This window comes from Gallibacterium trehalosifermentans (genome assembly GCF_042433055.1).
GTDB lineage: Bacteria > Pseudomonadota > Gammaproteobacteria > Enterobacterales > Pasteurellaceae > Gallibacterium > Gallibacterium trehalosifermentans.
Map to the genome: position 1 here is coordinate 234678 of NZ_JBHLWB010000009.1, position 26594 is coordinate 261271.

The following is a 26594-nucleotide window of genomic DNA, read 5'->3' on the forward strand; positions in this document are numbered from 1 at the left end:
AAGTCTGTATCTAAATATTTTTAGATGCAGATTTTTTTATGTGAAATGATAGTGGTTGCATCTCGATTGGTTATTTCGATATATACGGATTAGAAATACGGGGGAGTTATATATCGTCATACATCACACCTAATAAATGTAAACAGGTTCGGTTAAATGTCATTTTTCTGCTATGAAGGTTTGTATGACGTAATTTTTAAGGTTTTAGGTGCAGCGTATTGAGCTTTACGTGATAATGCTTTTTTATCAGAAATAACAGTGAGGAACTGACGCTTATTAAAGCGGTAGATCATTTGTTGTAAAGGTAGCAGCTAAATAAAAAGAGGCTAATTGCCTCTTTTTAATATCCAGTATTTCGCGGATCGTCTGCGGATTATTTTAAGTTCTATTACAGTGGTACAAAAATAATACTTAAATCTATAAGTCATTGATTTTGTTATTATAGTTATATCACTGTTGTAGAAAATCTGGTGGAGCTGGGGGGAGTTGAACCCCCGTCCGAAATTCCTCTACCTTCAGTACTACATGTTTAGTCTCGTCTTTAGTTTCACTTATTCACTGCGGACAGACACGCGATAAATAAGCTAGTTTGATTTAATTTAGTGCTTCGATCCTCAAACAGCGGCGTCCACACGATCTCGTTTTGAATGACTTATCTGAACCCTCGTCTTACGAGCGGAAGCTGAGGAGATAAGGCTTTAAGGCAGGTTATTAAGCTGCTAAAGCGTAGTTTTCGTCGTTTGCGACTATTGTTTTGCGGTTTATTTACGAGGCCTACCGCACCTCGACATGCACTTTGGGCTTCGCTAATCCCGTCGAATCCTAGATCAGCCCCAAAAACTCGCTGCTTATTCTAACAAAAAATCTATATGAGAGAAAGCGAGCATTGTATTGAATGCCATCAATTAAGCAAAAAATGGCTTATAAATTAAGTAAGCGTTCTAATGATGGTGCAAAATAATAGCTACCAGTTACTGGTTTAGTAAAGCCTAATAAGCGATCGGTTTTACCATCTATTTCACCAAACATACTGAGTAATTGTTGTTCAATATTATGTAATGTGCCACAGTAAGAGATAAAATAAAGTCCGTGCTTACCACTCGCCGTGCCATAAGGTAAACTTTGGCGTAAAATTTTTAAACCTTTTCCATTTTCTTTTAAATCCACACGCCCAACATGAGAGGTTGGGGGAACGTCATCTAATTCAACACTATCAGGTTTGGTGCGCCCGATAACTTGTTCTTGTTTGCTTTGATCGAGTTTTTCCCATTTATCTAATTGATGTTCCCAACGTTGAGTAAAAACATAACTACCATTTTGATCAATACCACTTTGTACCAAACCAATTTGGCGGCGTAATGTTTCACCAGCAGGGTTTTCTGTTCCATCAATAAAACCTGTAAGATCACGATCTTCTACCCAACGGAAACCGTGATTTTCTTCGACAACTGTAATCGCTGATTCAAATGTTTTCAATATTAATTGTGCTAAGGAAAAGTTCACATCATGACGAAGAGACAGAATATGAATTAATAAATCATTTTGGGTTGCAGGTGCAGCTAAATTCCCTTTGCCTAATTGGGTAAAGGATTTTAGTTCTTGTGCATCATTGGCAGAAGAGAGGTTTTGCCAAGCTTCGTAACCAAAAGCGATAACACTATATAAATGCGCATCTGGGTGTTTTTGTTGTAAAGATTCTGTTAATGCAACAACTTTTTTGCAAGCCTCTGCAATCGCGGAATAATCTGCAATTTTTGCTTCAAGATAAATAGCGGCTTTACAATGTTCAAATAAAATTCCTGCTTGAGCAGTCATAATACACTCCATTTTCTATTATTAAAGTTGTGCTTATTATAACGCAAATAAACGCGATAAGAGGCTGGTTTTTTATTAAAGTAATCGTTTGCTTTTTTCGATTAAAATAGATTTTCATTAGTAAAAAAACTCTGTATAATGCCGCCGCAATATTTTTCGTCTATTTTATTTCATTCACAATTTAACAGAGAGATATTGCAATGCTTAGAGTAATTAAAGAAGCCCTTACTTTTGATGATGTTCTTCTTGTTCCAGCACACTCCACCGTACTGCCAAATACGGCAAATCTTTCAACTCAATTAACTCAGAAAATCCGTTTAAATATTCCAATTTTATCTGCTGCCATGGATACCGTTACAGAAGCAAAAATGGCGATAGCTTTGGCGCAAGAAGGGGGAATTGGTTTTATCCATAAAAATATGAGTATCGAACGCCAAGCTGAACGTGTGCGAAAAGTGAAAAAATTCGAGAGTGGGATTGTTAATGATCCCATTACTGTGCGCCCAACAACCACATTGGCAGAAGTTGCGGAATTAACGAAGAAAAATAAATTTGCAGGCTATCCAGTAACCTCAGAAGAGGGGGATTTATTAGGAATTGTAACAGGACGTGATACCCGTTTTGTTTCTGATTTATCACTTCCTGTTACCGCAGTGATGACACCAAAAGAGAAATTAGTAACCGTAACAGATGGTGAATCAGCTAATCGTGAACATATTTTTTCTTTAATGCACAGCCACCGTGTAGAAAAAGTGTTAGTTGTGGATAATCAATTCAAATTAAAAGGTATGATTACCTTAAAGGATTACCAAAAATCAGAGCAAAAGCCAAATGCGTGTAAAGATGAGTTCGGACGTTTGCGTGTCGGCGCAGCTGTTGGCGCAGGGGCAGGCAATGAAGAACGTATTGATGCACTCGTTAAAGCGGGTGTTGATGTGCTGTTAATTGATTCTTCACACGGTCATTCGGAAGGGGTATTGCAGCGTGTACGTGAAACTCGTGCGAAATATCCAGATTTACAAATTATTGCAGGGAATGTCGCGACTGCTGAGGGGGCGATAGCCTTAGCTGATGCAGGTGCAAGTGCAGTGAAAATTGGTATTGGACCAGGATCAATTTGTACCACGCGTATTGTAACTGGGGTTGGTGTACCGCAAATTACCGCGATTGCAGATGCCGCAGAAGCGTTAAAAGATCGTGGTATTCCAGTGATTGCTGATGGTGGGATTCGCTATTCAGGTGATATTGCAAAAGCGATTGCAGCTGGTGCTCATTGTGTGATGGTGGGATCAATGTTAGCGGGAACAGAAGAAGCTCCAGGTGAAATTGAACTTTATCAAGGTCGAGCCTTTAAATCTTATCGTGGTATGGGTTCACTAGGCGCAATGTCAAAAGGTTCATCAGATCGTTATTTCCAATCGGATAATGCTGCAGATAAATTAGTGCCAGAGGGCATTGAGGGACGTATTGCTTATAAAGGCTATCTCAAAGAAATTATTCACCAACAAATGGGTGGATTACGTTCTTGTATGGGATTAACTGGCTGCGCGACGATTGAAGAGCTTCGCACTAAAGCACAATTTGTGCGGATTAGTGGGGCGGGGATTAAAGAAAGCCATGTTCATGATGTAACCATTACCAAAGAAGCCCCTAACTATCGTATGGGGTAATGAGTAATACAGCTAAACTTAATAACTGAGTTTGGCTGTATTTTCTTTTGTTTATAGATTGCAGAAATTTCTATCAAATATGGGCAAATAAGATGTTACAAGCAATTATCTTTGATATGGACGGTGTGATAGTTGATACTGAATATGTTGAGTTTACTGCACAACGTGAATTTATTGAGCGTTTAAAGCAACATCATCAACCAATTACATTAGCGCAGCAATCAGAAGTTGTCGGTAAATCATTAAAAGAGATTCCAGCTGTGATTAAGAAATTATCTGGCTCACCATTATCATTAGATAAAATTAGAGAACAATATTATCTTTTTTGGGATAACCTGTTTGAGCAGCTAGATTATCGTGCAATTTTTCGGCAAGACATTAACTGTATTATTGAATTTGCCAAACAGCAGCAGATAAAAATGGCAGTGGCATCTTCCTCTTCACAACAACATATTGAACGTATTTTAACTGCTTGTGGTATAAAAGACGCGTTTGATTGTATTGTGAGTGGAGAGATGTTTGCGCGGAGTAAACCTGATCCAACCATTTATCGTTATACATTAGCGCAATTAGGGGTTAATGCAGAAAATGCGATTGCAATAGAAGATTCATTTTATGGTATGCAAGCAGCAAAAGCAGCAGGATTAACGGTGATTGGCTATGAGGAAAAGCGTATGGTAATTGATCAATCTTTAGCAGATTATATGGGAAAGGATATGAATGAAATTTTACGCATTATCAATACATTGCATCAACAACAGTAACTAAATTTTAACTATATAGCGGTAATTATTTTAATTAACTAGAGAAACAACATGAATAATATTCATCAACATAAAATTTTAATTTTAGATTTTGGTTCACAATATACACAACTTATCGCGCGTCGTGTGCGTGAAATTGGGGTTTATTGTGAATTATGGGCGTGGGACGTAACAGAAGTGCAAATTCGTGAATTTAGCCCAACAGGCATTATCCTTTCAGGTGGACCAGAAAGTACCACAGAAGCAGGAAGTCCGCGTGCGCCAGAATATGTATTCAATGCTGGGGTACCTGTATTAGGGATCTGCTATGGTATGCAAACGATGGCAATGCAGTTAGGAGGCTTAGTTGAGGGATCAACTGAGCGTGAATTTGGTTATGCTGCAGTTGAAGTATTGGCTAAAGATAATTTGTTTAAAGCGTTAGCCGATGCCCATTCAGCACAAGGTAATGCTTTATTAGATGTTTGGATGAGCCATGGTGATAAAGTTACTCAAATTCCACCACAATTCCATATTTCCGCGGCAACAGCATCTTGCCCGATAGCCGCAATGGCAGATGAATCTCGCCATTTTTATGGTGTGCAATTCCACCCTGAAGTAACGCACTCAAAACAAGGGTTAGCACTATTAGAAAATTTTGTGGTGGGAATTTGTCAATGTGAAAAGCGTTGGACTGCGGACAATATTATCGAAGATGCCGTTGCACGTATTAAAGCACAAGTAGGCAATGATGAAGTAATTCTTGCGTTGTCTGGTGGGGTAGATTCTTCTGTTACAGCATTATTATTACAACGTGCGATAGGACATAACCTCCATTGTGTGTTTGTGGATAATGGTTTATTACGCCTGAATGAGGGTGATCAAGTTATGGAAATGTTCGGTAATAAATTTGGCTTGAATATTACTCGTGTGAATGCTGAAGATCGTTTCTTAGGCGAATTAGCGGGCGTTAGTGATCCTGAAGCAAAACGTAAAGTGATTGGTAAAGTCTTTATTGATGTGTTTGATGAAGAATCGCATAAACACACCAATGTGAAATGGTTGGCACAAGGCACAATTTATCCAGATGTGATCGAATCTGCAGCGAGTAAAACAGGCAAAGCGCACGTGATCAAATCGCACCATAATGTCGGTGGCTTACCTGATTATATGAAACTTGGGTTAGTTGAGCCGTTAAAAGAGTTGTTCAAAGATGAAGTACGCAAAATCGGTTTAGCGTTAGGCTTGCCTTACGATATGCTTTATCGCCACCCATTCCCAGGACCAGGGCTTGGCGTACGAGTATTGGGCGAGGTGAAGAAAGAATATTGTGATTTATTGCGGCGTGCCGATGCGATCTTTATTGAAGAATTGCATAATTCAGGTTGGTATCACAAAGTGAGCCAAGCCTTTACTGTATTCCTCCCTGTAAAATCAGTTGGCGTAATGGGCGATGGTCGCAAATATGATTGGGTGGTGTCATTGCGTGCAGTAGAAACAATCGACTTTATGACTGCTCATTGGGCGCATCTGCCTTATGAATTGTTAGGTAAAGTCTCTAATCGGATTATCAATGAAATTGATGGTATCTCCCGCGTGGTTTATGATGTGAGCGGAAAACCACCAGCAACGATAGAGTGGGAATAATTTTGTTACGTTAGATTAATTAAAAAGCCATTCACAAATAAACGATGAATGGCTTTTATTTTGTTTTTACAACAGATTACAGATTATTTTGCACGTTGTAATTTTTGGTATGCTTGCAACAATTTTTGATGTTCAGCGAAGTTTGCTAGGGTTTCATCACTAGCAGGCAATAAGAAGAATGGGTTACCACCATTAATTGCATTCCATGCAAATTCAACTGCTTTTTCACCATACATTCGTGCAAACACAGCTCGATATTGTTCAGGATCACGGTTTTCATCTAAGAATAATTCTAAGCTACTGATTAAGGTTCGATAATAATTAGCTTGTTCAGCAGTAAAAACTGAACTATTCATTTGATATGTCCAAGTTGCCCACTCTAACGCATTTTCCAAATCACCTAATGCTAAATAGAGCATAGATTTTAATTCACCAATGCGTAAGGTTTGCCAGCTAGTATTTTTTGGTGCAACGATACCAATAAATTCACGAACTCGTGTTGCATCATCAATCCCTTGCTCATCTAACTCATCTAAGAGTTCTTGATATGTTTCTGCATCGTGATGGAAGTTTGGCAGATCCAATAAAATTTCTCGCCAATCCATGCCCATATTGTTATTAGCATAGATAAGGTCATCAACTGGATAAATATCAGACATTCCAGGTACAATAATACGGCATGCATACACGTCAAGATGTTGATAATCCATAATATAGACTTCTTTTTCTTCACGTTGGAATAGTGTCATTAAATTATTGAACTCTTCTGCGGTTGAACCAGAGAAATCCCAATGAACAAACTCGAAATCACTTTCTTGCTTAAATAAATCCCAAGAAATTAAACCACTTGAATCAATAAAGTGTGTTTCTAGGTTAGCGTGTTCGGCTACATCTTCATTGTTGAATGATGGTGGGGAAAAGACATCAAGATCTTTTAGGCTTCTACCTTGTAATAATTCAGTAACGGTTCTTTCTAGGGCGACAGCAAAATTTGGGTGCGCGCCAAAAGAGGCAAAACAGGTGCCATTATTGCGATTGAATAAGACAACACAGATAACAGGATATTGCCCGCCAAGAGAAGCATCAAACGCATAAATAGGGAAGCCCTCTTCTTCTAATTTTGCAATAGAAGCTTGAACAGAAGGATATTTATCCAAAATTTCCGTCGGAATTAACGGTAAACTAATTGCTTCAGCAATAATTTTATTTTTAACGTAACGTTCAAAGACCTCAGATAATCCTTGTACTCGTGCCTCAAACATGGTGTTGCCTGCCGACATACCATTAGAAACATATAAATTGTTAATAATTGCTTGAGGAATATAAATTGTTTTTTGGTCAGATTGACGAACATACGGTAAGGCAACGATACCACGATCAAGATTACCTGATTGGATATCTACTAAGAGATCAGGTGTTAATTCTTGGTTTGGATCGAAATAATCTAATAATGTATTATCTAAAATACCCACAGGTAACAAATTAGGATCTTCAATCGAGAACCATTTTTCGCTTGGGTAATGGACGAATTCTCCTTCAGCAACCGCTTTACCTAAATAATAGTCAGAAAAAAAGTAATTTGTTGAAAGACGTTCAAAATATTCACCCAGCGCTGACGCTAATGCCGCTTTTTTGCTCGCACCTTTTCCATTGGAGAAACATTGAGGGCAATCTTTATCACGAATATGTACTGACCAAACATTAGGAACTGGGTTTAACCAAGAAGCTTCTTCAATATTGAAACCAAGGTTCTTTAATTTTTGTTGAAAGGTTGCAATGGAATCTTCTAGGGCAGCATCTTTGCCTAAAATAAAAGTTTGTTCTGTCATAAAATTATCCTTATGTTGTTATTATTATTGGAACATATTTCAGTTAAGACAAAATGGTATTGCCTTATTTGGCGAGAAAAAATGAGAAAAAAGTACCATTAATAGAATATGTTCAATTTTCGGCATAGCATAGTACGGGAGAAGTATCTCTCCCGCAAGCTATTTCAGTGATTACCTATTTTAAAATATTGGAAATTGATGTTTCACTAGTCCATAGTGCACATAAGAGTGAAACAACAAACTTATTTAATTATTTAAGATTTTGCTTAATGTTGTTTCCAGTGTTGGACATTCAAATTGGAAACCTGCTTTGAGTAGTTTTTCAGGGTAAACTTTTTGACTATTTAAGAGTAAACAAGATCGTTCACCAAGCAGTGTTTTAAGTAAGAAACTTGGTATATGGAGAATGGCAGCACGTTTCATTAACCGAGATAAGGTTTGATTAAATTCTTGATTTGTTACTGGATTTGGCGACACCATATTGAATGCCCCTCGACATTCTGGATTATCCATTAAAAAGATAATTGCATTGATCATATCGGGTAAGCTAATCCACGACCAAAATTGTTTACCATCACCCAGTTGCCCTCCTAGCCAATGGCGGTAAAGCGGTAAAATTCTCCCTAATACTCCGCCATAACTACCAAGCACTAAACCTGTTCGTAATAAGCAGACTCGGCTATTTGCCTGCAAAGCGATCTCTTCCCATTGTTTACAAAGTTGCCCTAAAAAATCTTCTGCTGCCGGCATTTTTTCGGTCATCATTAATTGCGGGTGATCGCCATAATAGCCGATAGCTGAACCAGAGATAAAGGTATGGGGAGGCTGAGCACTTTGATTAATTAAATCCACTAATTTTTGCGTTGTCGTGAGTCGACTCGTGATTAATTGTTGTTTTTGAGCTTCACTCCAGCGATGATTAAAAATGGGCTCGCCAGCAAGATTAATAACAACATCAAAATCATCTAGATGGCTAAAATGATTTAGCGACGATACAGTAATAACATTGGCTGGAATTTGTGCGCTATATTTTTTTGGAGAACGAGAAACTAGCGTTAATTGATGACCTAGATTATCGAGTTGTTTTAGCAGTGATTTACCGATAAAACCTGTTCCACCAGTAATTAATATATTCATACCGTTCTCCTTTGTAAACGTTATAGAGAATCGTTGAATAAAGCCTGAATATTCTCTATAAGTTGATTGATTTCAATATCGCTAGTTGGCGAAACAAAGATGGTATCATCGCCAGCGATTGTCCCTAAGATCCCTTCTGCCTTACTAACAGAATCTAATAAACGTGCGATTAATTGTGCCGCACCAGGACTGGTTTTAATCACAATTAAATGGTGATTATGATCTATATCTAATACTAAATTTTTTAGTGGACTTGATGTGGTCGGTACACTTAACTCATTCGGTAAACAATAGACCATTTCCATTTTTGTGTTTCTTGCTCTCACCGCACCAAATTTTGCTAACATTCTGGATACTTTAGATTGATTAATATTAGCGAAACCCATTTCGCTTAATGCATTAACAATCTCGCCCTGTGAGCTAAATTTTTCTTCTGCTAATAAAGATTTAAATGCTGAAAGTAGTTTTTCTTGTTTATTTTCCATATCAATTAAAATAGTAAGATAAGAATTGCATAAATTTTGCATAAAAATGCAGAAATAGAGATTAAATTTGAATTATACTGCATAACTTTGAATAAGTGGGTATCTTTTTATATGAAACTTCAACTTTTGATAGAAAATGTGGAGTAGTTCTCAATATTGAATTTATTTATTTGAAAAAGTAAGAGATGAGGCATAGAATTCCACTATTATTTTCTATAACTAGTAAGGAGTATAAAATGAAAGTTGCTGTTTTAGGTGCGGCAGGCGGAATCGGTCAAGCATTATCACTATTATTGAAAATTCAATTACCAGCTGGTTCTGATTTAGCATTATATGATATTGCCCCTGTTACACCAGGGGTAGCGGTAGATGTGAGTCATATTCCAACTGCTGTGAATGTGAAAGGTTTTGCTGGGGAAGATCCAACGCCAGCTCTTGAAGGTGCTGATGTTGTTCTAATTTCTGCTGGTGTTGCACGTAAACCAGGTATGGATCGTTCAGATCTTTTCAATATCAATGCAGGTATTGTAAAAAACTTAATTGAAAAAGTGGCTGCGACTTGTCCAAAAGCTTGTGTTGGTATTATTACTAACCCAGTGAATACAACTGTTGCGATTGCCGCTGAAGTATTGAAAAAAGCGGGTGTTTACGATAAACGTAAACTTTTTGGTGTAACAACATTAGATACACTTCGTTCAGAAACCTTTGTGGCTGAATTGAAAAATGTAGATGTAAGTAAAGTACAAGTGCCTGTAATTGGCGGACATTCAGGTGTAACTATTTTGCCATTATTATCACAAGTGCATTATGTTTCTTGGCAAGAAGAAGAAATTGAACCATTAACAAAACGTATCCAAAATGCAGGTACTGAAGTGGTTAATGCAAAAGCGGGTGGTGGTTCAGCAACCTTATCAATGGCACAAGCGGCTGCGCGTTTTGCTCTTTCTTTAGTGCGTGCATTAAATGGTGAAAAAGTCGTTGAATGCACTTATGTCGAGGGTGATGGTAAGTATGCTCGTTTCTTTGCACAACCAGTTCGTTTAGGTAAAGAAGGGGTGGAAGAGTTATTACCAGTTGGTCCATTAAGTGCATATGAACAAGCAGCAGTTGAAGCAATGTTGCCAACATTAAAAGCTGACATTGAATTAGGTGAAAACTTTGTGAAATAAGTTTTATAATAGCTAATTAAAATCTTAATGAAAGTGCGGCGAAATGACCGCACTTTTATTTTTTGTCGAGAAAAAATTCAGTCTTTCCTATGAAAGGGTTGCAATGCTGTCATTATGGTGTAGATTAGTTGAAATTATTGATAACAACTTGTTAAAGAAGGCTTAATATGAAAGATATTGATTGGAAAAATTTAGGATTTAGTTATATCAAAACTGACTATCGTTATGTTGCGCATTGGAAAGATGGAAAATGGTCAGAGGGAGAATTAACACAAGACAATCATCTTGTTTTACATGAGGGAGCCCCAGCATTACATTATGGACAACAATGTTTTGAGGGTTTGAAAGCGTATCGTTGCAAAGATGGTTCAATTAATTTATTCCGCCCAGATGAAAATGCAAAACGTATGCAGCGTAGTTGCGATCGTTTATTGATGCCTCATGTTCCAGTAGAAATGTTTATTGATGCTTGTAAAAAAGTGGTAAAAGCGAATGAGGAATGGGTTGCGCCGTATGGTACTGGTGCAACGCTTTATTTGCGTCCATTATTGATTGGCGTTGGTGAAAATATTGGTGTTCACCCTGCAAAAGAGTATCTATTCATTGTATTTTGCTGTCCAGTTGGTGCTTATTTCAAAGGTGGTTTAAAACCAACAAACTTTATTGTGTCTGAATACGATCGTGCTGCACCACAAGGTACAGGCGCAGCAAAAGTTGGCGGAAACTATGCGGCAAGTTTATTACCAGGACATCAGGCACATGAACGTAATTTTAGTGATTGTATTTATCTTGATCCCGCCACACATACTAAAATTGAAGAAGTTGGATCAGCAAATTTCTTTGGTATCACTAAAGACAATGAATTTGTTACCCCATTTTCACCTTCTATTTTGCCAAGTATAACGAAATATTCTTTACTTTATTTGGCGGAAAAACGTTTAGGGTTAAAAGCGATGGAGGGAGATGTGTATATTAATGAGTTGGATCGTTTCACTGAAGCAGGCGCTTGTGGTACAGCAGCAGTAATTAGCCCAATCGGAGGTATTCAAAATGGTGATGATTTCCATGTGTTTTATTCAGAAACAGAGGTTGGTCCAGTTACTAAAGCGTTGTACGATGAATTAACTGGTATCCAATTTGGTGATATAGCTGCGCCTGAGGGGTGGATTGTTAAAGTTGAATAAATGATGTAATGGTTAAAAATGAAAGCAGTCATAGAAATACGTTTTATGGCTGTTTTTTCATTAATAAGGTGTAGTGAATGCAACAAATAATGATTTTGCTATAAATTGTAAGATTCCCCATAAATAGCACTACGCAAACGTTATCTTTTTTTGTAAAATATACGCCGTTTTATGGCACAGAGATCTGGCAATGATTGATTATATTATTATTGGTATTATTTCTTTTTCTATCATTATTAGTTTATTTAGAGGATTTGTTCGAGAAGTCCTATCTTTAGCGAGCTGGTTAGTTGCCTTTTTTGTATCAAGTCATTTTTATCCCTATCTTGCAGCATTTTTCCAACAAATAGAATCAGAATACCTGCGTAATGGGACAGCTATCGTTATTTTATTTATTGCAACATTAATTGTATGCAGTTTAATCAATTATATGATTTCTCAATTAGTTGAGAAAACAGGGTTATCAGGCACAGATCGGGTTTTAGGTGCGTGTTTCGGTTTATTAAGAGGCGTATTGATTATTGCTGCGTTACTCTTTTTCCTAGATACCTTTACCAATTTTAGCCAGAGCGATTGGTGGAAAGCATCAAAATTAATTCCACATTTTGGTTTTGTGGTTGATTGGTTTTTTCATCAGCTACAACTCCATTCTAGTTTTATCAAGACAAGTTTAATTAACTATTCAGATTCATTTATTTCATCATAATAGAGGAAAAAAATAATGTGCGGCATCGTAGGAATTCTTGGTCATTCAAGCGTCAATCAATCAATTTATGATGCGTTAATCGTATTACAACATCGGGGACAAGATGCTGCTGGGATTGTAACTGTAGATGAAGAAGATCGTTTCCGTTTAAGAAAAGCAAATGGGTTAGTTAGCGATGTAATTCAACAAAAACATATGCTCCGTTTACAAGGGAATGCGGGGTTGGGGCATGTTCGTTATCCAACTGCTGGAAGCTCAAGTGTTTCTGAAGCGCAGCCATTTTATGTAAATTATCCTTATGGCTTGACATTAGTACATAATGGGAATTTAACCAATTCAGAGGAGTTAAAACAAAAACTTTTTCAATCAGCACGCCGTCATGTCAACACTAATTCAGATTCAGAATTACTGTTAAATATTTTGGCTTATCATCTCGAACAGATTAATAAATATGATTTAGATGAAGATGATATTTTTTATGCGATTCAACGCACACATAAAGATATCCGTGGTGGATATGCTTGTGTTGCAATGTTGATCGGACATGGAATGATTGCCTTTCGTGATCCATTTGGTATTCGCCCCTTAGTTTTAGGGAAACGTGAAGAGAAAGGTAAAACAGAATATATGTTTGCATCTGAAACAGTGGCATTAGACGCGGTAGGTTTTGAGTTTGTGCGTGATGTTAATCCAGGTGAAGCAATTTATATTACTTTTGATGGGCAGCTTTATTCAAAACAATGTGCAGATAATGCGAAGTTATCACCTTGTATTTTTGAATTTGTCTATTTTGCTCGTCCAGATTCCTATATTGATGGGGTGTCTGTTTATGCTGCGCGTGTTCATATGGGCGAGTTTCTAGGTAAGAAAATTGCGCAAGAGTGGAGTGATGTGTTAGATGAAATTGATGTCATTATTCCTGTACCAGAAACTTCGAATGATATTGCATTGCGGATTGCTAATATATTAAATAAGCCTTATCGCCAAGGTTTTGTGAAAAATCGCTATGTAGGACGAACTTTTATCATGCCTGGACAAACGCAGCGTCGTAACTCAGTAAGGCGGAAATTAAATACCATTTCCTCTGAATTTAAAGGTAAGAATGTCTTGTTGGTAGATGATTCTATTGTACGTGGTACAACCTCAGAACAAATTGTTGAAATGGCACGTGCTGCGGGGGCAAAAAAAGTCTATTTTGCATCTGCTGCCCCAGAAATTCGTTATCCAAATGTGTATGGTATTGATATGCCGACTTCACAAGAATTGATTGCCTATAATCGCACAACGGAAGAAATTGCAAATTTAATTGGCGTAGATAAATTAATCTTTCAAGATCTTTCCGCATTAGAAGAGGCGGTTCGTCAAGAAAATTCAGCTATTGAAAGCTTTGATGCGTCTGTATTTACTGGAGAGTATATTACAGGGGATATAACAACTGAATATTTGGATAAAATTGCGGCATTACGTAACGATGGCAGCAAGAAGAAACAAGAAAGTGAAGCCACTAATTTAGAAATTTATAGTGAGGCGTAAATATCAGTTTTGTTTCCAGTAAGTAGGAAAAAAGAATGCCGCTAATTAGCGGCATTTTCACTATATTAATCACTATATAATGACTGATATAACTGGGATTCAAAGCGAACTAGTGGTGCACGTTTCGTTTTATTTTCTAAATCACCAGTAGAATAGCCGTTGACAAATTGGACAAAGGCAATGTGCTCACCTCGTGCATTTGTCATGAAACCTGCGAGGTTGTAAACACCTTTTAAAGAACCTGTTTTAGCTATCACATTTTTTACTAGTGGTGGGCTGATTAGTGATCCTCGACCGCTAATCGTGCCATCTACGCCAGCGATCGGAAATGTTTGTAATAGATTTAATTTATTATCATTTTTGGCAATAAATTCTAAAGTTTGTAACATAGTATTGGCACTAATCAAATTTTGGCGAGAAAGACCTGAGCCGTCAGCAATCACACTATTACCAAAACGAATATGAGTATTTTTCTCTAGGATACGTCTTATTGCCATACCGCCTAATTGGAAAGTTGCTGGACGTTTATAATAATAATAAGCAATCGTTCTGAATAACGCATCAGCGATCTGGTTATCAGAATGTTTCATCATTTTTTTGAGTAATTCAGGTAATGCTTTAGATTGATGCGTTGCAATGATGTTTCCTTGCTGAGGTTGAAAAGGGCGTTGCACTTGCCCACTAAACTTAATACCTAAGTTTTTTAACATACGTTGAATAGTGGCGGTGGCATAACTGTCAGTATCTTGTACGGCAAAGCTTAAATTGAAATTTTTTGGCTGACGGCGAATACAACCTTTTAGTTGATAACGATTGTTATCGTTGCTAACAACATCAAATTGGCAATATCCTGCTTCATTATCATTAACGATATAAACTTGGCTAAACATTTGGATTGGATATTGTGATGGCACATCAACTTTGACTAAGCTACCAACAGGGCCATTAGCATTAATATTGACCGAGAAACAATTACTATCAATATTTACGGCAGCAGGTGGTGCATTAAAACACATGGTTAAATCATTCCAAATCCAGCCTAAACCGCGATCATGTGAAGAGAAAATAGACGTATCTAGGATTAAATTACCATCAATTTGTGTAACCCCTCGTTTTTTTAAATTGGCGAGTAAAGTGTAAAGTTGTCCACTGGTTAGGTCTGGATCGCCACTGAATTTAACAATAAGATCACCTTTTAAGCGATTTTCTTCAATTTTACCGTTCGTAAGTAAACTGGTTTGAAATGTAAAATTGTCTGTCAAGAATAATTTTGCAGCGAGGGCGGTAAAAACTTTTTGTGTACTAGCGGGTAACATAAAAATATCGCTTTGATAATTAGCGGTTATTTGTCCCGTTGTTAAATTTTTTGCCGCAATGGTTGCGCTTGCACCTCGTGGTAATTCTTTAATAATTGGCGTAACGTCAATAGTCGCGAAACTATGAGTGGTAAAAGATACAAAGAGAAGAAATAAGATAGCGCGATATTTATAAAAGCGAGAATAACTTTGTTTAGAGAACATCATAAATAATGACAAGATTTTTAATATTGATATTTTTTGCGATGCGGTAAATAATAATAGCTCTTATTGATTTCGTAAATCACTATTTATTAAATTTTAGATCACACAAGCTACAAAGTTGTATCTTGTGTGGTTTTGTTTTGACTGACAGTAGGGTAAAAAGGACATAATAATGCAACAAATTCCAATGACAATACGTGGAGCGACACTTTTACGTGAAGAACTTGATTTTTTAAAAAATGTACGCCGTCCAGAAATTATTAAAGCGATTGCAGAAGCCCGTGAACATGGAGATTTAAAAGAAAATGCTGAATATCATGCAGCTCGGGAACAACAAGGCTTTTGTGAGGGAAGAATTCAAGAAATTGAAGGAAAATTAGCTAACGCACAAATTATAGATGTAACCAAAATGACAAATAATGGACGAGTTATTTTTGGTGCAACAGTTGTGTTAGTGAATGTTGAAACAGATGAGGAAGTAACTTATCAAATTGTCGGTGATGATGAAGCGGATATTAAACAAGGCTTAATTTCAGTGAATTCACCGATTGCTCGTGGGCTAATTGGTAAAGAAATTGATGATAATGTGAATATCGTAACACCAGGCGGTACGGTTGAATTTGATATTATTAATGTGGAATATCGTTAAATATAAGAAAGGTTGCCATAGTGGCAACCTTTCTTACTTATATCATTTCCTTTTGGTCGACTATTTATCTCAACAATTATTTCTCAAATTCATTTTGTTTATTACGAAATAAGTTGTCTTTCACTATGCTTTTCACTTCTTCCAATAGTAATTTATGAATTGTATGGAGTTTTGGACGTTCTTGTACTGTAAAAGGAACGGGGCGACAAAGTTCTAAGGTTTTCAAGCCTAAGCGTGCAGTAAGCAATCCAACACCAATTCCCTGAGCCACCCTTGCGGATAGTTTTGCTGTAATATCTTGTGATAGCCAATCCATACCTATTTCACGAATAACCTCGGTTGCCCCTGCAAAAGCAATATTAAATAACACCATTTTAATCAGACTAATCCGACTGAAATAGCCGAGTTTCATGCCATATAGCTTAGCGAGTTGATTAATTAAACGTAAATGACGCCATGCGATAAAAGCCATATCCACTAAAGCTAATGGACTAATTGCGACAAGCATTGTCGCTTCAATCGCTTGTTTGTTAATCAGTTTTTTTGCTTGTTGATCAAGTGGGGAGAGAAATTCTTGACTAAACAGTTGTAATAACTCTGCAGCTGAATAACCTTGATTGGCATAATGTTGCCATTGTTGATACTGCGGATCACGTGGAGAAATACGCATATATTCAATCAGTTGCTGGGTGAGCTTACTTCCTGTTTTTGCAGATAATTCTTGTGTTGGTGAGGCAAGTTGAATACTTTTATTACGTTGTTGTAATTGTTCAAGACGCTTTAATTGGCGTAAATGACGAAATTCATTGACGATTGTCGTTAAACCTAAGGCAACAATACCACTAAATACTAACGCAAAGGCAAAATTGATCCATTGATGTTGCAACCAAGCATCAATTAGCCATTGGATAGCTTGAGCAACGACTGCAACGAAAAAGAAAAGTGTTATACCAATAAAGCCTCTTTGCCACCAAGAAAGAGGACTCTGTAAGGTAGCGTGCAAATCATTTTCTCCTATAGAATCAGTGTAATAAGCCTGCTCATCTACGACCACTGTTTGTGAATGGAACTCACGCTTATTTTGTAATGTTTCGCAATCGTTTTGCTTTTCATTTTCTGAATGAAAAAATTTTTTCTGTTGCATTATCTTAATTTATCTCCTAATAAATATTCTAATACCGCATCAAGGCGTAGATGAGGTAGTGGTTCACCATTGATTGCTTGCTGTGGCGCAAATTGATCAAATTCAAAGCGATGAGTTTGCCAAAAATCAGCCGTTGGCAAACGTTGTGGCACACTGCCTGGGAAAAGGGTAATGTGTTTTTGATCTTGACTGCGAATGCCTTGCAAGGCTTTAAACTGTTGTCCGTTTTCTTCGACAATGACTTGTTGGGTCGCTCGAATAGCAGCTAAGGCAGTAAAATCAATATCAATATGCGAAAAGTGTAGATGTTCGCCGTCTGCTTGGACTAATTGCCTTAATAGACTAATTAAATTAGGAATTTGTTCAGTGGTAATATGATCTGCTTTAGTCGCAGCAAAGAGTAATTTATCAATTTTTGGTGAAAATAAGCGGTTAAAAAAATTACGCTGCCCATAATGAAAACTTTGGAATAATGCTCGTAAGGCGAACTGCATATCAATAAATGCAGCTCGACTATGATTTAGCGCAGTTAAGCAGTCAGCTAAAATAATTTGCCGATCGAAACGAGAGAAGTGTTGTTGATAAAACTGCTTCACAATGTGGTTACGGTAAAAATCATAGCGTTGTTGTAATACATGAAAATAACTTTGTTTAGTTGCCGATTTTTCTAATGCTTGCCATTGTTCAGCAGAAAGATGAGGCAAAGGGAAAAACTGTAGTGCAATCGACCCCTCAGCCTCACCTGGTAGGATAAATCGTCCAGGTTGAATAAAATAGAAACCTTGTGTTTTGCATTGATGTAAATAATCTGTGTATGCTTTAGCAAGTTGTGCCAAGATATGCTCATCTGCGACGGCGTGTAAATCCAGTTTTTTGACTTGTTGTAGCCAATTTATGGCAAGTGCTTTGCGTTCACCTTGCTGTAATTGCTGCATGGCTAATGACCATTGTTGATAACTTTGTGATAACAATGGTAAATCTAATAACCATTCCCCTGGGTAATCAAAAATATCTAAATAAAGTACGCCTTGCTCCTTAATATGACGCAAGAAACTTTGCCGATGTTGATAATGAATTTCTAAACGTGTTTCACTTAAACCACGAGTAGATTGCGGCCATTCTGGTGGTGTTTTTTCTAATGTAAGCAAATTCTCCTCATATGCAAAACGAGGTAATGTCCAGTCTTTTTGCGTAAGCCGTTTGACCCCAAGAATTTGTTGGTTACGTGCAGCATTAAATAGTGGTAGCTGTGGTTTATCAGCTGTATTAAGTGATAATAATTGATTGATTAAACCTGTAATAAAAGTCGTTTTACCGCTTTGACTTAATCCTGTTACCGCAAGACGTAGGGTCTGATCTAATCCTCGTTCAATTAGGCTATCTATTTCATTTTGTAAGGTTTTTAGCATAATTCTTTATTCTAAGTTTTTTTATAGTGTAACTTATTTGGGTGAAGACATAAGTAGAATGACTAATATGAAGATTATATATAGAAAATTCAAATAATAATTGAAAGAATTTAACAGTAAAATTTTTATTGTCATTTTAGCAACCATTTCTTATTGCGTATATACAACGGAGAAATGAGCAAGGTGTTACAATTAAAATGAGGTCATCTCATATGAATCTATATGTTTCTATTTTTGCGATACTGGCTAGCAGTTATTCCAAAATATTTTTTAAAAGCTTTACCAAAGTTAGTTTCTGATTGAAACCCGCAATTTAATGCAATAGATAAAATATTCTCTTGGCTTGAATGTAGTAATTTTGCTGCTTTTTGTAAACGAATATGGGTAATAAAAGTATGAGGGCTAAACCCTATTTGTTGATTAAACAAACGGATAAGCTGCGATTTTGAAAGGTTGGCAGCCTCGCTAAGTTGTGTAACATTCCACTTTTTTTCTGGTTGTTGAATAATATTATTTATTACTTTGTATAAACGTTTATCTTGTAACCCATTGAGTACACCAGTAAGTTTTGTGTTTTCTTGTGCAAGGTAAGTTCTAACTAATAGAATAAGTAAAACTTCTGATAAAGAATTTATTATGCTGATAGAACCATATTTTGACTTTTGTATTTCTTCTTGTAAGATGGAAATAATATGTTTTAGAGATGGTTCCTTTAAGTTTAATATAATGGTTTCTGGTAAGTTGTTAAATAAATCTGAATATTTATTATAATTAAACTTTACGCAAAGTAATGAGAATATAATTTTTTGTGAATGATTTTTATTAAATGAAATAATATTATTTTTATTTTGAATAGAGGTGTTATTTGGATAGCTAAAATGAATATTATTACTTAAGATATGTTTTTTTGCACGAGGAAAAAATATTACATCGCCTTCATTAATAAGTATTGTTTTTTCATTATTCTCTAGTTTTAAATAGCTTTTTCCTTGGGTAACAATATGTACAATTCCTTGTGATTGCTCATCTTGGTGAGGAACATACCATTCTTGTTGAAAATGGCATTGCATACTAATATTACCTGATAATTGTGCAAATGATAAAAGTGTATCTAGGATATCCATATTTCTGTTATAAATTAATTTTTATCATTGAATGAATATTAATAATAATAATATTTTAGAATAATTTTAATTATTTGATGGTGTAAATTTTTGGTTTACACCATCAGGAAAAGTTATCAAATGTAATTACTATTTTTTTGCTAACAATCTATTGGCACATTCTGCAGCGGCAGTTAAACCACCAGCCATCATAATAATATCTTTAACGATTAATCGTCCAGCTGCAGAAAGATAAGGGAAACCATAATTTGGTGTTGGTAAATCGCCTCCTAAATTAGGTACCCAAGTTTCGGGCGTTGTAATTAAGAATGAAAGGGTAACTATTGACATTCCAAAGGTTAGTAACCCACCAATCATACCAAATGTTGGACTCCAAATTCCAGATAATGTTAGTAAGCCAATGGTTACAATCATTGCACCAATAATTAAAGATGCGGTATAGGTTCCATTTTTTTTATGCCATTCAATATTTTTAGCAACCATTTTTCCCTCTGGATTTTTATAAAGGGTATATTCTTTGACAAGCTCTCCTTTTTCATTTTGTACAATATTTGAACCATTAGTATATAAAAAACTCATAAATGGACTATTTGATACAAAATGAGCAATTCCATCTGCTTCATATTGACATACTTTTAATCCACCGATCCATACCATTACGATACAGATAGCAATACGTATAAAATTGATAAATTGGCGTTGCATAGGTGCAACAATTTTAGCCGTAAATTCAATTAATGCTTGCATTATAAACCTCATTATTAATTAAGATATTAGGACATTTTCCTAACAATTTGTATTCTAGAAAAATGAATAAATATTAAGTAGATAAATCGTCTCATTTTTTCATTATTTTTTCTCATTACTTGCGAAGTTTGAGCTATATCAATTTATTTTTAGTTTAATATATTTTAGATGAGAAAGATGTTTCTTTAAGTGAGGAAATAGTGGTTAAAAATGCAAATTGTATAATCAATTTAAGATAGAAATATTATAAAAAAATATGCTTTGAAATGAATTTCAAAGCATATTTAGAATAGACAGTAAACGTATTTTAGTTTAGTGGAACATCTGCATCTGGTTCGTGAGTAATACGATTACGTAAATCACGACGTACTAACTCGATTGTCCAGAACCAGAAAATATGTCCTACTAGTTCAGAAACGTGTTCATAGAACGGCCATTCTGCTACAGGAGGGGTTAAACCTAAAAGTGGGAAAGTAATATAGTGAACACCGATATTACAAATAATCCCCGCTAATACCCCTTGCCATAGTTTTACTTTTGGGAAACGCTCGGCAACAATACAGTAAGTAATTGCAAATACTAATGAGAAAATGATGTGAGTAACACCAATCCAGTTAAATACATGATCAGCGAAAGTAAATGCTGCAGCAGTTGGATCGATACCTAAATAATCTCTTAAGAAAACGTGTGGTGGATTTAAGAAAGCACGAGAACAAACTTCTAATGCTTGAGATGGATCTTGACACGCAGCAGTAAAGAGATCTAATGGGCTACGTGGTGGAAATGGGTGTTCTGCTCCCCATTTTACAAATGCAGAGAGTAAGCCAGCAAAAATACCAACAAAAGCAGCAACACCATAACGGCGACGGCTTGGATCGGTTTGTTTAAATAAATTCATAAAAAGTTCCTTAGGTTATATTTTATTAAAATAAATTTAACTGAATTATCATTTCAGACAAGAAATGACAATGCGCGCAATCATAGAACAATTATTTTTTTATACAATAAAAAAATAATCAGAATGCGTTAATTGAATAAAAAACAACCTGTTTTTAACGAGGCTAAAACGATTTAGTGGTAGAGGAGTGCTGTTTGTATGAACAAAAATGAGTAAGTGATCTCTTATCCGCTTAGTAGTAAACTTGCTGTTATTTTACGTATTGATTAAGATCATGTGCTTCAATATGTGGAGATCGAGTAATGATATCCACTTAGCTTACTCATAAACTTAATTTCAAGAGTAGCTTTTTATAAAATAGCGAAAGATTTCTTTTATACTTTGTATGAATGAATATGAGTTTTTGGGACAAAAACAAACTTTTCTGAACTGGGCAACATAAATCGCTTTTGCTAGTCTAAAATTTTGGAGTGAGGATAAGCGAAGTGTTAGGTGAAGCTTCAGGTTAGATCGAAGAAAAAATGAGTAAGAGGGAATTGATAAGATACTGTCAATAAACTGAATATTAATTGGTTTCATTATGGGGTTTGCAAAATATATAGCGACAGGGTTATTTGGAATATGTGCGGTGGAGATGGCTGTTGCTGCGCCAAGTGTACCGAAACAGGTGTTAGATAATGGGTTAGTGTATTGTACACATGCCTTATCAGTTTCTTTAAATCCACAGACTGCTGATGCAGCGAATAATAACAATATTGTCGCTGACCAAATTTATAATAAATTATTTGAATTGAGCGGATTGGATAACCATGTTGTCCCGTCATTAGCTACATCTTATTTTGTTTCAAAAGATGGGAAAACGATTACGATTAATCTTCGTCGGGGCGTTAAGTTTCATAAAACAGCATGGTTTACGCCAACTCGAGATTTTAATGCGGAAGATGTTGTGTTCTCACTTAATCGTATTATTGGTAAAAATGATGGCATTTTTCCAGTTGAAAAGGGGATAACGAATACAGGTAATAAAATTTCGCAGTATGCCTTATTTAATGAAAAAGCTAAAAATCAACATTTTCCTTATTTTGAAAGTATCCGTTTACGTAATAAAATTGAAGCAGTAACGGTAGTGAATCCTTATCAAGTTCAGATTCATTTAGTTTCACCAGATGCGTCAGTATTATCTCATTTATCGGGTTCAAATGCGGTTATTTTATCCTATGAATATGCCTTACAATTAAATGCAGACGATAACTTAGCACAATTAGACACATTGCCTATCGGAACTGGTCCTTATCAATTAAAGCGCTATTTTCGTGATCGTAATATCCGCTTGGTGCGTAATGATGAATATTGGGGAGAGCCAGCTAGTATTAAAAATGTAGTGATTGATGTTTCAACCACTAAAACAGGCAGATTGGCAAGGTTCTTAAATGGTGAGTGTGATATTATGGCATTCCCTGATGCGAGTCAGCTCAAATTATTAAATGAGCGCCTACCAAGTGTGCGGATTAGTGTTGCTGATAGCATGAATTTAGCTTTTGTAGCGTTGAATATGAAGCGGCAAGTAATGCAAAGTGTGGATACTCGGCGTGCATTGGCGCTGGCAATTAATCGCCGTCGGATTATTCAACATATTTATTATGGTACAGCAAAAGTCGCACAAACAATTATTCCGCAAATTTCATGGGCATCTCGTTTTAATGCTACAGCGTTTGATTATGATTATGACCCAGACAAAGCACGTACTTTATTAGCGAACAAGAATTTGACATTGACATTTTGGGTAATTGATGAGGAACAAGTGTATGATCCAAATCCAATAAAAATGGCTGAAATGATCAAGTATGATTTGGCGAAAGTGGGAGTAAAAGCCAATATTAAAGTCGTATCTTATAATTTCTTAAAAAAAAGTGTGCTAGAGGGGAATGATAATTACGATATGATTTTGACAGGTTGGGTAACAAATAATCTGGATCCAGATAGTTTCTTGCGACCAATTTTGAGTTGTCCCTCACAAAAGACAATTACTAATTTAAGCAGTTGGTGTCATCCGCCCTTAGATGCCTTATTAGTGAAAGCCTTACAAACAGATGTGCAGTTATTACGTTCGTTGGATTATGATATGGCACAACAACTTATTATTCGCCAAGTCCCAATTATTCCGATTGCAACAGTGAATAATGTATTGGTAGCGAATAATCGGGTGAATGGTATTAATATGACGCCATTTGGTAGTATTCATTTTCGAGGATTATCATTAAATGGGGTACAAAAATGATTATTGCCTTAGTGCGCCGTCTATTATTAATTTTTATTTCATTAGTGGTATTGAGCGTAACTTCTTTTTGGATAATGCTTAAAGATCCATTAAATCAAGTGTTGTTTGAAAAGTCTCTAATTGATGGATATTTTCGTTATATTACGCAATTATTAAATGGGGATTTTGGTATTACCTATGTCGGTGGGGAGCTATTACGTGAGCAAATTTTCAGCGTATTGCCCTCTACTTTGGAACTCTGTATTGCAGCTCTCTTTTTGGCTTTATTATTTGGTATTCCATTAGGATTTATTGGTGCATTAAATCGAGGGACGATTGGCAGTGTGATTCGTAGTGTTTCGTCAGTAGGTTTATCAATCCCTGTTTATTGGATTGGACCTATTTTATTATATTTAGCGGCAATCTATAATTGGGAAATTTCTTCCGTAGGACAGTACAACGCTTTGTACGAAATCAAAGCGATAACAGGTTTTGCGATTATTGATGTGTGGTTTGTGGAAGAACCTTATCGTATTAAAATTGTACAAAGTGTATTACAACATTTGGCACTACCTACATTAGTATTAATGATCACGCCAATGATGGAAATTATTCGTTTAACACAATATCGTGCAGAATTGGTCATTTCTGCAAATTATACGAAAAGCGCATTAATTCGTGGTTGGTCAAAAATGCGAGTATTACGAGTTTATTTGTTACGCAATACACTTGCTCCCATTCTGCCACAAATTATCCGTACGTTTACCTTAACATTAGCGTCCTGTATGTTAATTGAAAATATTTTTAATTGGTCTGGGATTGGGCAATGGTTGATCGCTGCTTTATCTGAACAAGATTATAATGCTGTGGCAATCGGTGTAATGGTGATTGGTATTATCGTGTTATTTGTGAATTTAATAGCAGATTTGAGCGAGTTTTTATTAGATCCATATAAGAAAAAGGCTTGGTATGATTGAGCAGCGTGCAGAAGATTTTCGTATTACCAATACTATCAAGGATATTTGGACTATTTTTAGACAGAATAAAATTGCGTTATTTAGTCTATTCTGTTTTTCAGTATTTGTAGTAACGGCAATTTTAGTTCCTTTCTTATCGCCATATTCTCCTGATCAGCAGTTTATCGGGAAAGAGCTAATGCCGCCATTTTGGGATAAGTCTGGAGAGTTACTGTTTTTATTAGGCACAGATGATATTGGACGAGATCTATTTACGCGTATTTTATGGGGTGTGCATTACACTTTTGGATCTGCGTTAATTATTGTATTAGCCATTTTGTTAATTGGTGGCGGCTTAGGCTTATTAATTGGCGTAAATCAAGGGATAAAATCCAGAACACTAAAATACCTTGGAGATATTTTTCTTGCTATTCCTATCTTATTAGTCGCTATTATCATTGCAGCATTAATGGATAGTGGATTACAAAATGCAATGCTAGCCATTTTTTTAGCATTGTTACCACATTTTATTCACCAAATTGATAATGCTGTACAACAAGAGTTACAGAAAGATTATGTAGTATTGTTGCGACTGGAAGGGATTTCCAAATATCTTTTAGTTAAAGAAACTATTATGCCTAATATTTTTCCTGTTTTTGTACGAGAAATTTCACGTATTTTTATTTTGGCGATTATGGACGTTAGTGCATTAAGTTTTATTTCACTAGGAGCAGCCTCGACAGTGCCAGAATGGGGCGCAATGATTCGAGATGCGTTAGATTTACTCTATATCGCTCCTTGGGCAGTGGTATTACCTGGGACAGCAATTATGTTATCTATTTTGCTTATCATTGTGCTGAGTAATAGCTTATTGCGCGCATTTCATAAATATCATTCATAATCAGAGGATCTTATGGCGTTATTAGATATTCGTAATTTATGTATTGATATTAAAACCGCAAACGGCAAGGTTCGCATTGTAGATAATGTGAATTTAACGCTAAATGAAGAAGATATGTATGGCTTGGTGGGAGAATCGGGATCAGGTAAAAGTTTGATTGCCAAAGTGATTTGTAATGCCGTCAAAGAGGATTGGATTATCAGTGCTGATCGTTTCCGTTTTAATGATGTGGAATTATTAAAGCTTTCTACCGCAAAACGTCGTCGTTTAGTCGGACGGCAAATTTCCATGATTTATCAAGATCCACTCACTTATCTTGATCCGAGTAAAACGATTGGTGCCCAGTTAAAACAGAACATTCCGAGTTGGACATTTAAAGGCAAATGGTGGCGTTGGTTTGGTTGGAAAAAACGTCGGGTGATTGAATTATTGCATCGAGTCGGGATTCGCGATCACCGTGATATTATGCGGAGCTATCCTGATGAAATTACGGAGGGAGAAGGGCAAAAAGTGATGATTGCCATGGCAATCGCCAATCAACCACGTTTATTGATTGCTGATGAAGCAATTAATACGTTAGGTGCGAATACACAGACGCAAATTTATCGTTTGTTGTCAGCAATGAATCAGAACCATGGTACAACGGTGTTATTTTTAAGTAGTGATTTGGTGTCAGTGAGTGAATGGTGTAATACCCTCAATATTCTCTATTGTGGACAATCAGTAGAATCAGGTCCGAAAGAATTGATTATGGAATCTCCTTATCACCCTTATACCAAAGCATTAATGAATTCAAATCCAGACTATAATGTGCCGTTAGGACCAAAAACACAACTAAATGCATTGCCAGGAATGGTGCCATTATTGACCAATTTGCCTATTGGTTGTCGATTAGGGCCTCGTTGTCCATTTTCACAGCGTAAATGTGTTGTCAAACCGCCAATGCGTCGAGTAAAGCAACATGAATATGCTTGTTATTATCCATTGAATATGCGAGTAAATTCAATGGCTGTAACGAAAGTCGAACCAATAATTATTCAATCCAATGAAATAGATAAAGAAGAGTAGATA

22 protein-coding genes and 1 other RNA gene are annotated in these 26594 nt (G+C 36.1%); 12 read left to right on the forward strand and 11 right to left on the reverse strand.

The window, feature by feature from the left end; translation table 11 throughout:
• Positions 1–468: 468 nt before the first annotated feature.
• Together ssrA and ACFFHK_RS08845 are read right to left on the reverse strand one after the other, a co-directional pair.
• Positions 469–835: a transfer-messenger RNA gene (ssrA, locus tag ACFFHK_RS08840) on the reverse strand.
• 86 nt (positions 836–921) lie between these two features.
• On the reverse strand, positions 922–1815 hold the full coding sequence (locus tag ACFFHK_RS08845) for a Dyp-type peroxidase (protein WP_382371581.1): 894 nt from the start codon (positions 1813–1815) through the stop codon (positions 922–924).
• Between the two features lie 200 nt (positions 1816–2015).
• Between ACFFHK_RS08845 and guaB the strand changes: the two genes are divergently transcribed.
• The 3 genes from guaB to guaA all read left to right on the forward strand — a co-directional run bounded on the left by guaB (position 2016) and on the right by guaA (position 5875).
• The gene (gene guaB / locus ACFFHK_RS08850) at positions 2016–3485 is read left to right on the forward strand and encodes an IMP dehydrogenase (protein WP_382371583.1); all 1470 of its coding nucleotides are present in this window, start codon (positions 2016–2018) and stop codon (positions 3483–3485) included.
• Between the two features lie 92 nt (positions 3486–3577).
• Positions 3578–4249: an HAD family hydrolase gene (locus ACFFHK_RS08855; RefSeq protein ID WP_382371585.1), complete on the forward strand. Its 672-nt coding sequence runs from the start codon at positions 3578–3580 to the stop codon at positions 4247–4249.
• A gap of 51 nt (positions 4250–4300) precedes the next feature.
• Positions 4301–5875: a glutamine-hydrolyzing GMP synthase gene (gene guaA / locus ACFFHK_RS08860; RefSeq protein ID WP_382371587.1), complete on the forward strand. Its 1575-nt coding sequence runs from the start codon at positions 4301–4303 to the stop codon at positions 5873–5875.
• Positions 5876–5958: 83 nt separating this feature from the next.
• On the opposite strand, the gene ycaO is transcribed toward guaA, so the two are convergent.
• The 3 genes from ycaO to argR form a co-directional block, all read right to left on the reverse strand.
• Positions 5959–7704, reverse strand: coding sequence for a 30S ribosomal protein S12 methylthiotransferase accessory factor YcaO (ycaO, locus tag ACFFHK_RS08865; RefSeq protein ID WP_382371589.1), 1746 nt, complete (start codon positions 7702–7704; stop codon positions 5959–5961).
• Positions 7705–7950: 246 nt separating this feature from the next.
• The gene (locus tag ACFFHK_RS08870; RefSeq protein ID WP_382371591.1) at positions 7951–8841 is read right to left on the reverse strand and encodes a TIGR01777 family oxidoreductase; all 891 of its coding nucleotides are present in this window, start codon (positions 8839–8841) and stop codon (positions 7951–7953) included.
• Between the two features lie 20 nt (positions 8842–8861).
• Positions 8862–9326, reverse strand: coding sequence for a transcriptional regulator ArgR (argR, locus tag ACFFHK_RS08875; protein ID WP_382371718.1), 465 nt, complete (start codon positions 9324–9326; stop codon positions 8862–8864).
• A gap of 236 nt (positions 9327–9562) precedes the next feature.
• On the opposite strand from argR, the gene mdh reads away from it, so the two are divergent.
• The 4 genes from mdh to purF all read left to right on the forward strand — a co-directional run bounded on the left by mdh (position 9563) and on the right by purF (position 13918).
• On the forward strand, positions 9563–10495 hold the full coding sequence (gene mdh, locus ACFFHK_RS08880) for a malate dehydrogenase (protein WP_382371593.1): 933 nt from the start codon (positions 9563–9565) through the stop codon (positions 10493–10495).
• 167 nt (positions 10496–10662) lie between these two features.
• Positions 10663–11679: a branched-chain amino acid aminotransferase gene (locus tag ACFFHK_RS08885; protein WP_382371595.1), complete on the forward strand. Its 1017-nt coding sequence runs from the start codon at positions 10663–10665 to the stop codon at positions 11677–11679.
• 190 nt (positions 11680–11869) lie between these two features.
• Positions 11870–12385 carry a CvpA family protein gene (locus ACFFHK_RS08890; RefSeq protein WP_382371597.1) on the forward strand — a complete coding sequence of 172 codons (516 nt, stop codon included), beginning with the start codon at positions 11870–11872 and terminating at the stop codon, positions 12383–12385.
• 15 nt (positions 12386–12400) lie between these two features.
• Positions 12401–13918 (forward strand): amidophosphoribosyltransferase, encoded by a 1518-nt coding sequence (purF, locus tag ACFFHK_RS08895; RefSeq protein WP_382371599.1) that lies wholly within the window; start codon positions 12401–12403, stop codon positions 13916–13918.
• A gap of 65 nt (positions 13919–13983) precedes the next feature.
• Here purF and dacB read toward each other — a convergent pair whose 3' ends face one another.
• Positions 13984–15438, reverse strand: a complete 1455-nt coding sequence (gene dacB, locus ACFFHK_RS08900) for a serine-type D-Ala-D-Ala carboxypeptidase (protein ID WP_382371720.1) — start codon at positions 15436–15438, stop codon at positions 13984–13986.
• A gap of 172 nt (positions 15439–15610) precedes the next feature.
• Between dacB and greA the strand changes: the two genes are divergently transcribed.
• Positions 15611–16087 (forward strand): transcription elongation factor GreA, encoded by a 477-nt coding sequence (greA, locus tag ACFFHK_RS08905; RefSeq protein ID WP_382371601.1) that lies wholly within the window; start codon positions 15611–15613, stop codon positions 16085–16087.
• Between the two features lie 76 nt (positions 16088–16163).
• Here greA and ACFFHK_RS08910 read toward each other — a convergent pair whose 3' ends face one another.
• The 5 genes from ACFFHK_RS08910 to ACFFHK_RS08930 all read right to left on the reverse strand — a co-directional run bounded on the left by ACFFHK_RS08910 (position 16164) and on the right by ACFFHK_RS08930 (position 21409).
• Positions 16164–17231, reverse strand: a complete 1068-nt coding sequence (locus ACFFHK_RS08910) for a YcjF family protein (protein ID WP_382371603.1) — start codon at positions 17229–17231, stop codon at positions 16164–16166.
• A complete protein-coding gene (locus ACFFHK_RS08915) occupies positions 17231–18640 on the reverse strand; it encodes a YcjX family GTP-binding protein (protein WP_382371605.1) in 1410 nt (469 codons plus the stop codon). The genes ACFFHK_RS08910 and ACFFHK_RS08915 overlap by 1 nt, the downstream gene beginning before the upstream one ends.
• A 218-nt stretch (positions 18641–18858) precedes the next feature.
• Positions 18859–19764 (reverse strand): helix-turn-helix domain-containing protein, encoded by a 906-nt coding sequence (locus ACFFHK_RS08920; RefSeq protein ID WP_382371607.1) that lies wholly within the window; start codon positions 19762–19764, stop codon positions 18859–18861.
• A 129-nt stretch (positions 19765–19893) separates the two neighbouring features.
• A complete protein-coding gene (locus ACFFHK_RS08925; RefSeq protein WP_382371609.1) occupies positions 19894–20511 on the reverse strand; it encodes a DUF417 family protein in 618 nt (205 codons plus the stop codon).
• Between the two features lie 307 nt (positions 20512–20818).
• Entirely contained in the window at positions 20819–21409 is a 591-nt protein-coding gene (locus ACFFHK_RS08930) for a YagU family protein (RefSeq protein WP_382371611.1), read from the reverse strand.
• Positions 21410–21989: 580 nt separating this feature from the next.
• Between ACFFHK_RS08930 and ACFFHK_RS08935 the strand changes: the two genes are divergently transcribed.
• The 4 genes from ACFFHK_RS08935 to ACFFHK_RS08950 are packed head-to-tail and all read left to right on the forward strand — an operon-like array spanning position 21990 to position 26591.
• Positions 21990–23687 (forward strand): ABC transporter substrate-binding protein, encoded by a 1698-nt coding sequence (locus ACFFHK_RS08935; RefSeq protein WP_382371613.1) that lies wholly within the window; start codon positions 21990–21992, stop codon positions 23685–23687.
• On the forward strand, positions 23684–24643 hold the full coding sequence (locus ACFFHK_RS08940; RefSeq protein WP_382371615.1) for an ABC transporter permease: 960 nt from the start codon (positions 23684–23686) through the stop codon (positions 24641–24643). Before ACFFHK_RS08935 ends, ACFFHK_RS08940 begins: the two co-directional genes overlap by 4 nt.
• A complete protein-coding gene (locus ACFFHK_RS08945; protein ID WP_382371617.1) occupies positions 24636–25523 on the forward strand; it encodes an ABC transporter permease subunit in 888 nt (295 codons plus the stop codon). Before ACFFHK_RS08940 ends, ACFFHK_RS08945 begins: the two co-directional genes overlap by 8 nt.
• 12 nt (positions 25524–25535) lie before the next feature.
• On the forward strand, positions 25536–26591 hold the full coding sequence (locus tag ACFFHK_RS08950; RefSeq protein WP_382371619.1) for a peptide ABC transporter ATP-binding protein: 1056 nt from the start codon (positions 25536–25538) through the stop codon (positions 26589–26591).
• Positions 26592–26594: the final 3 nt, after the last annotated feature.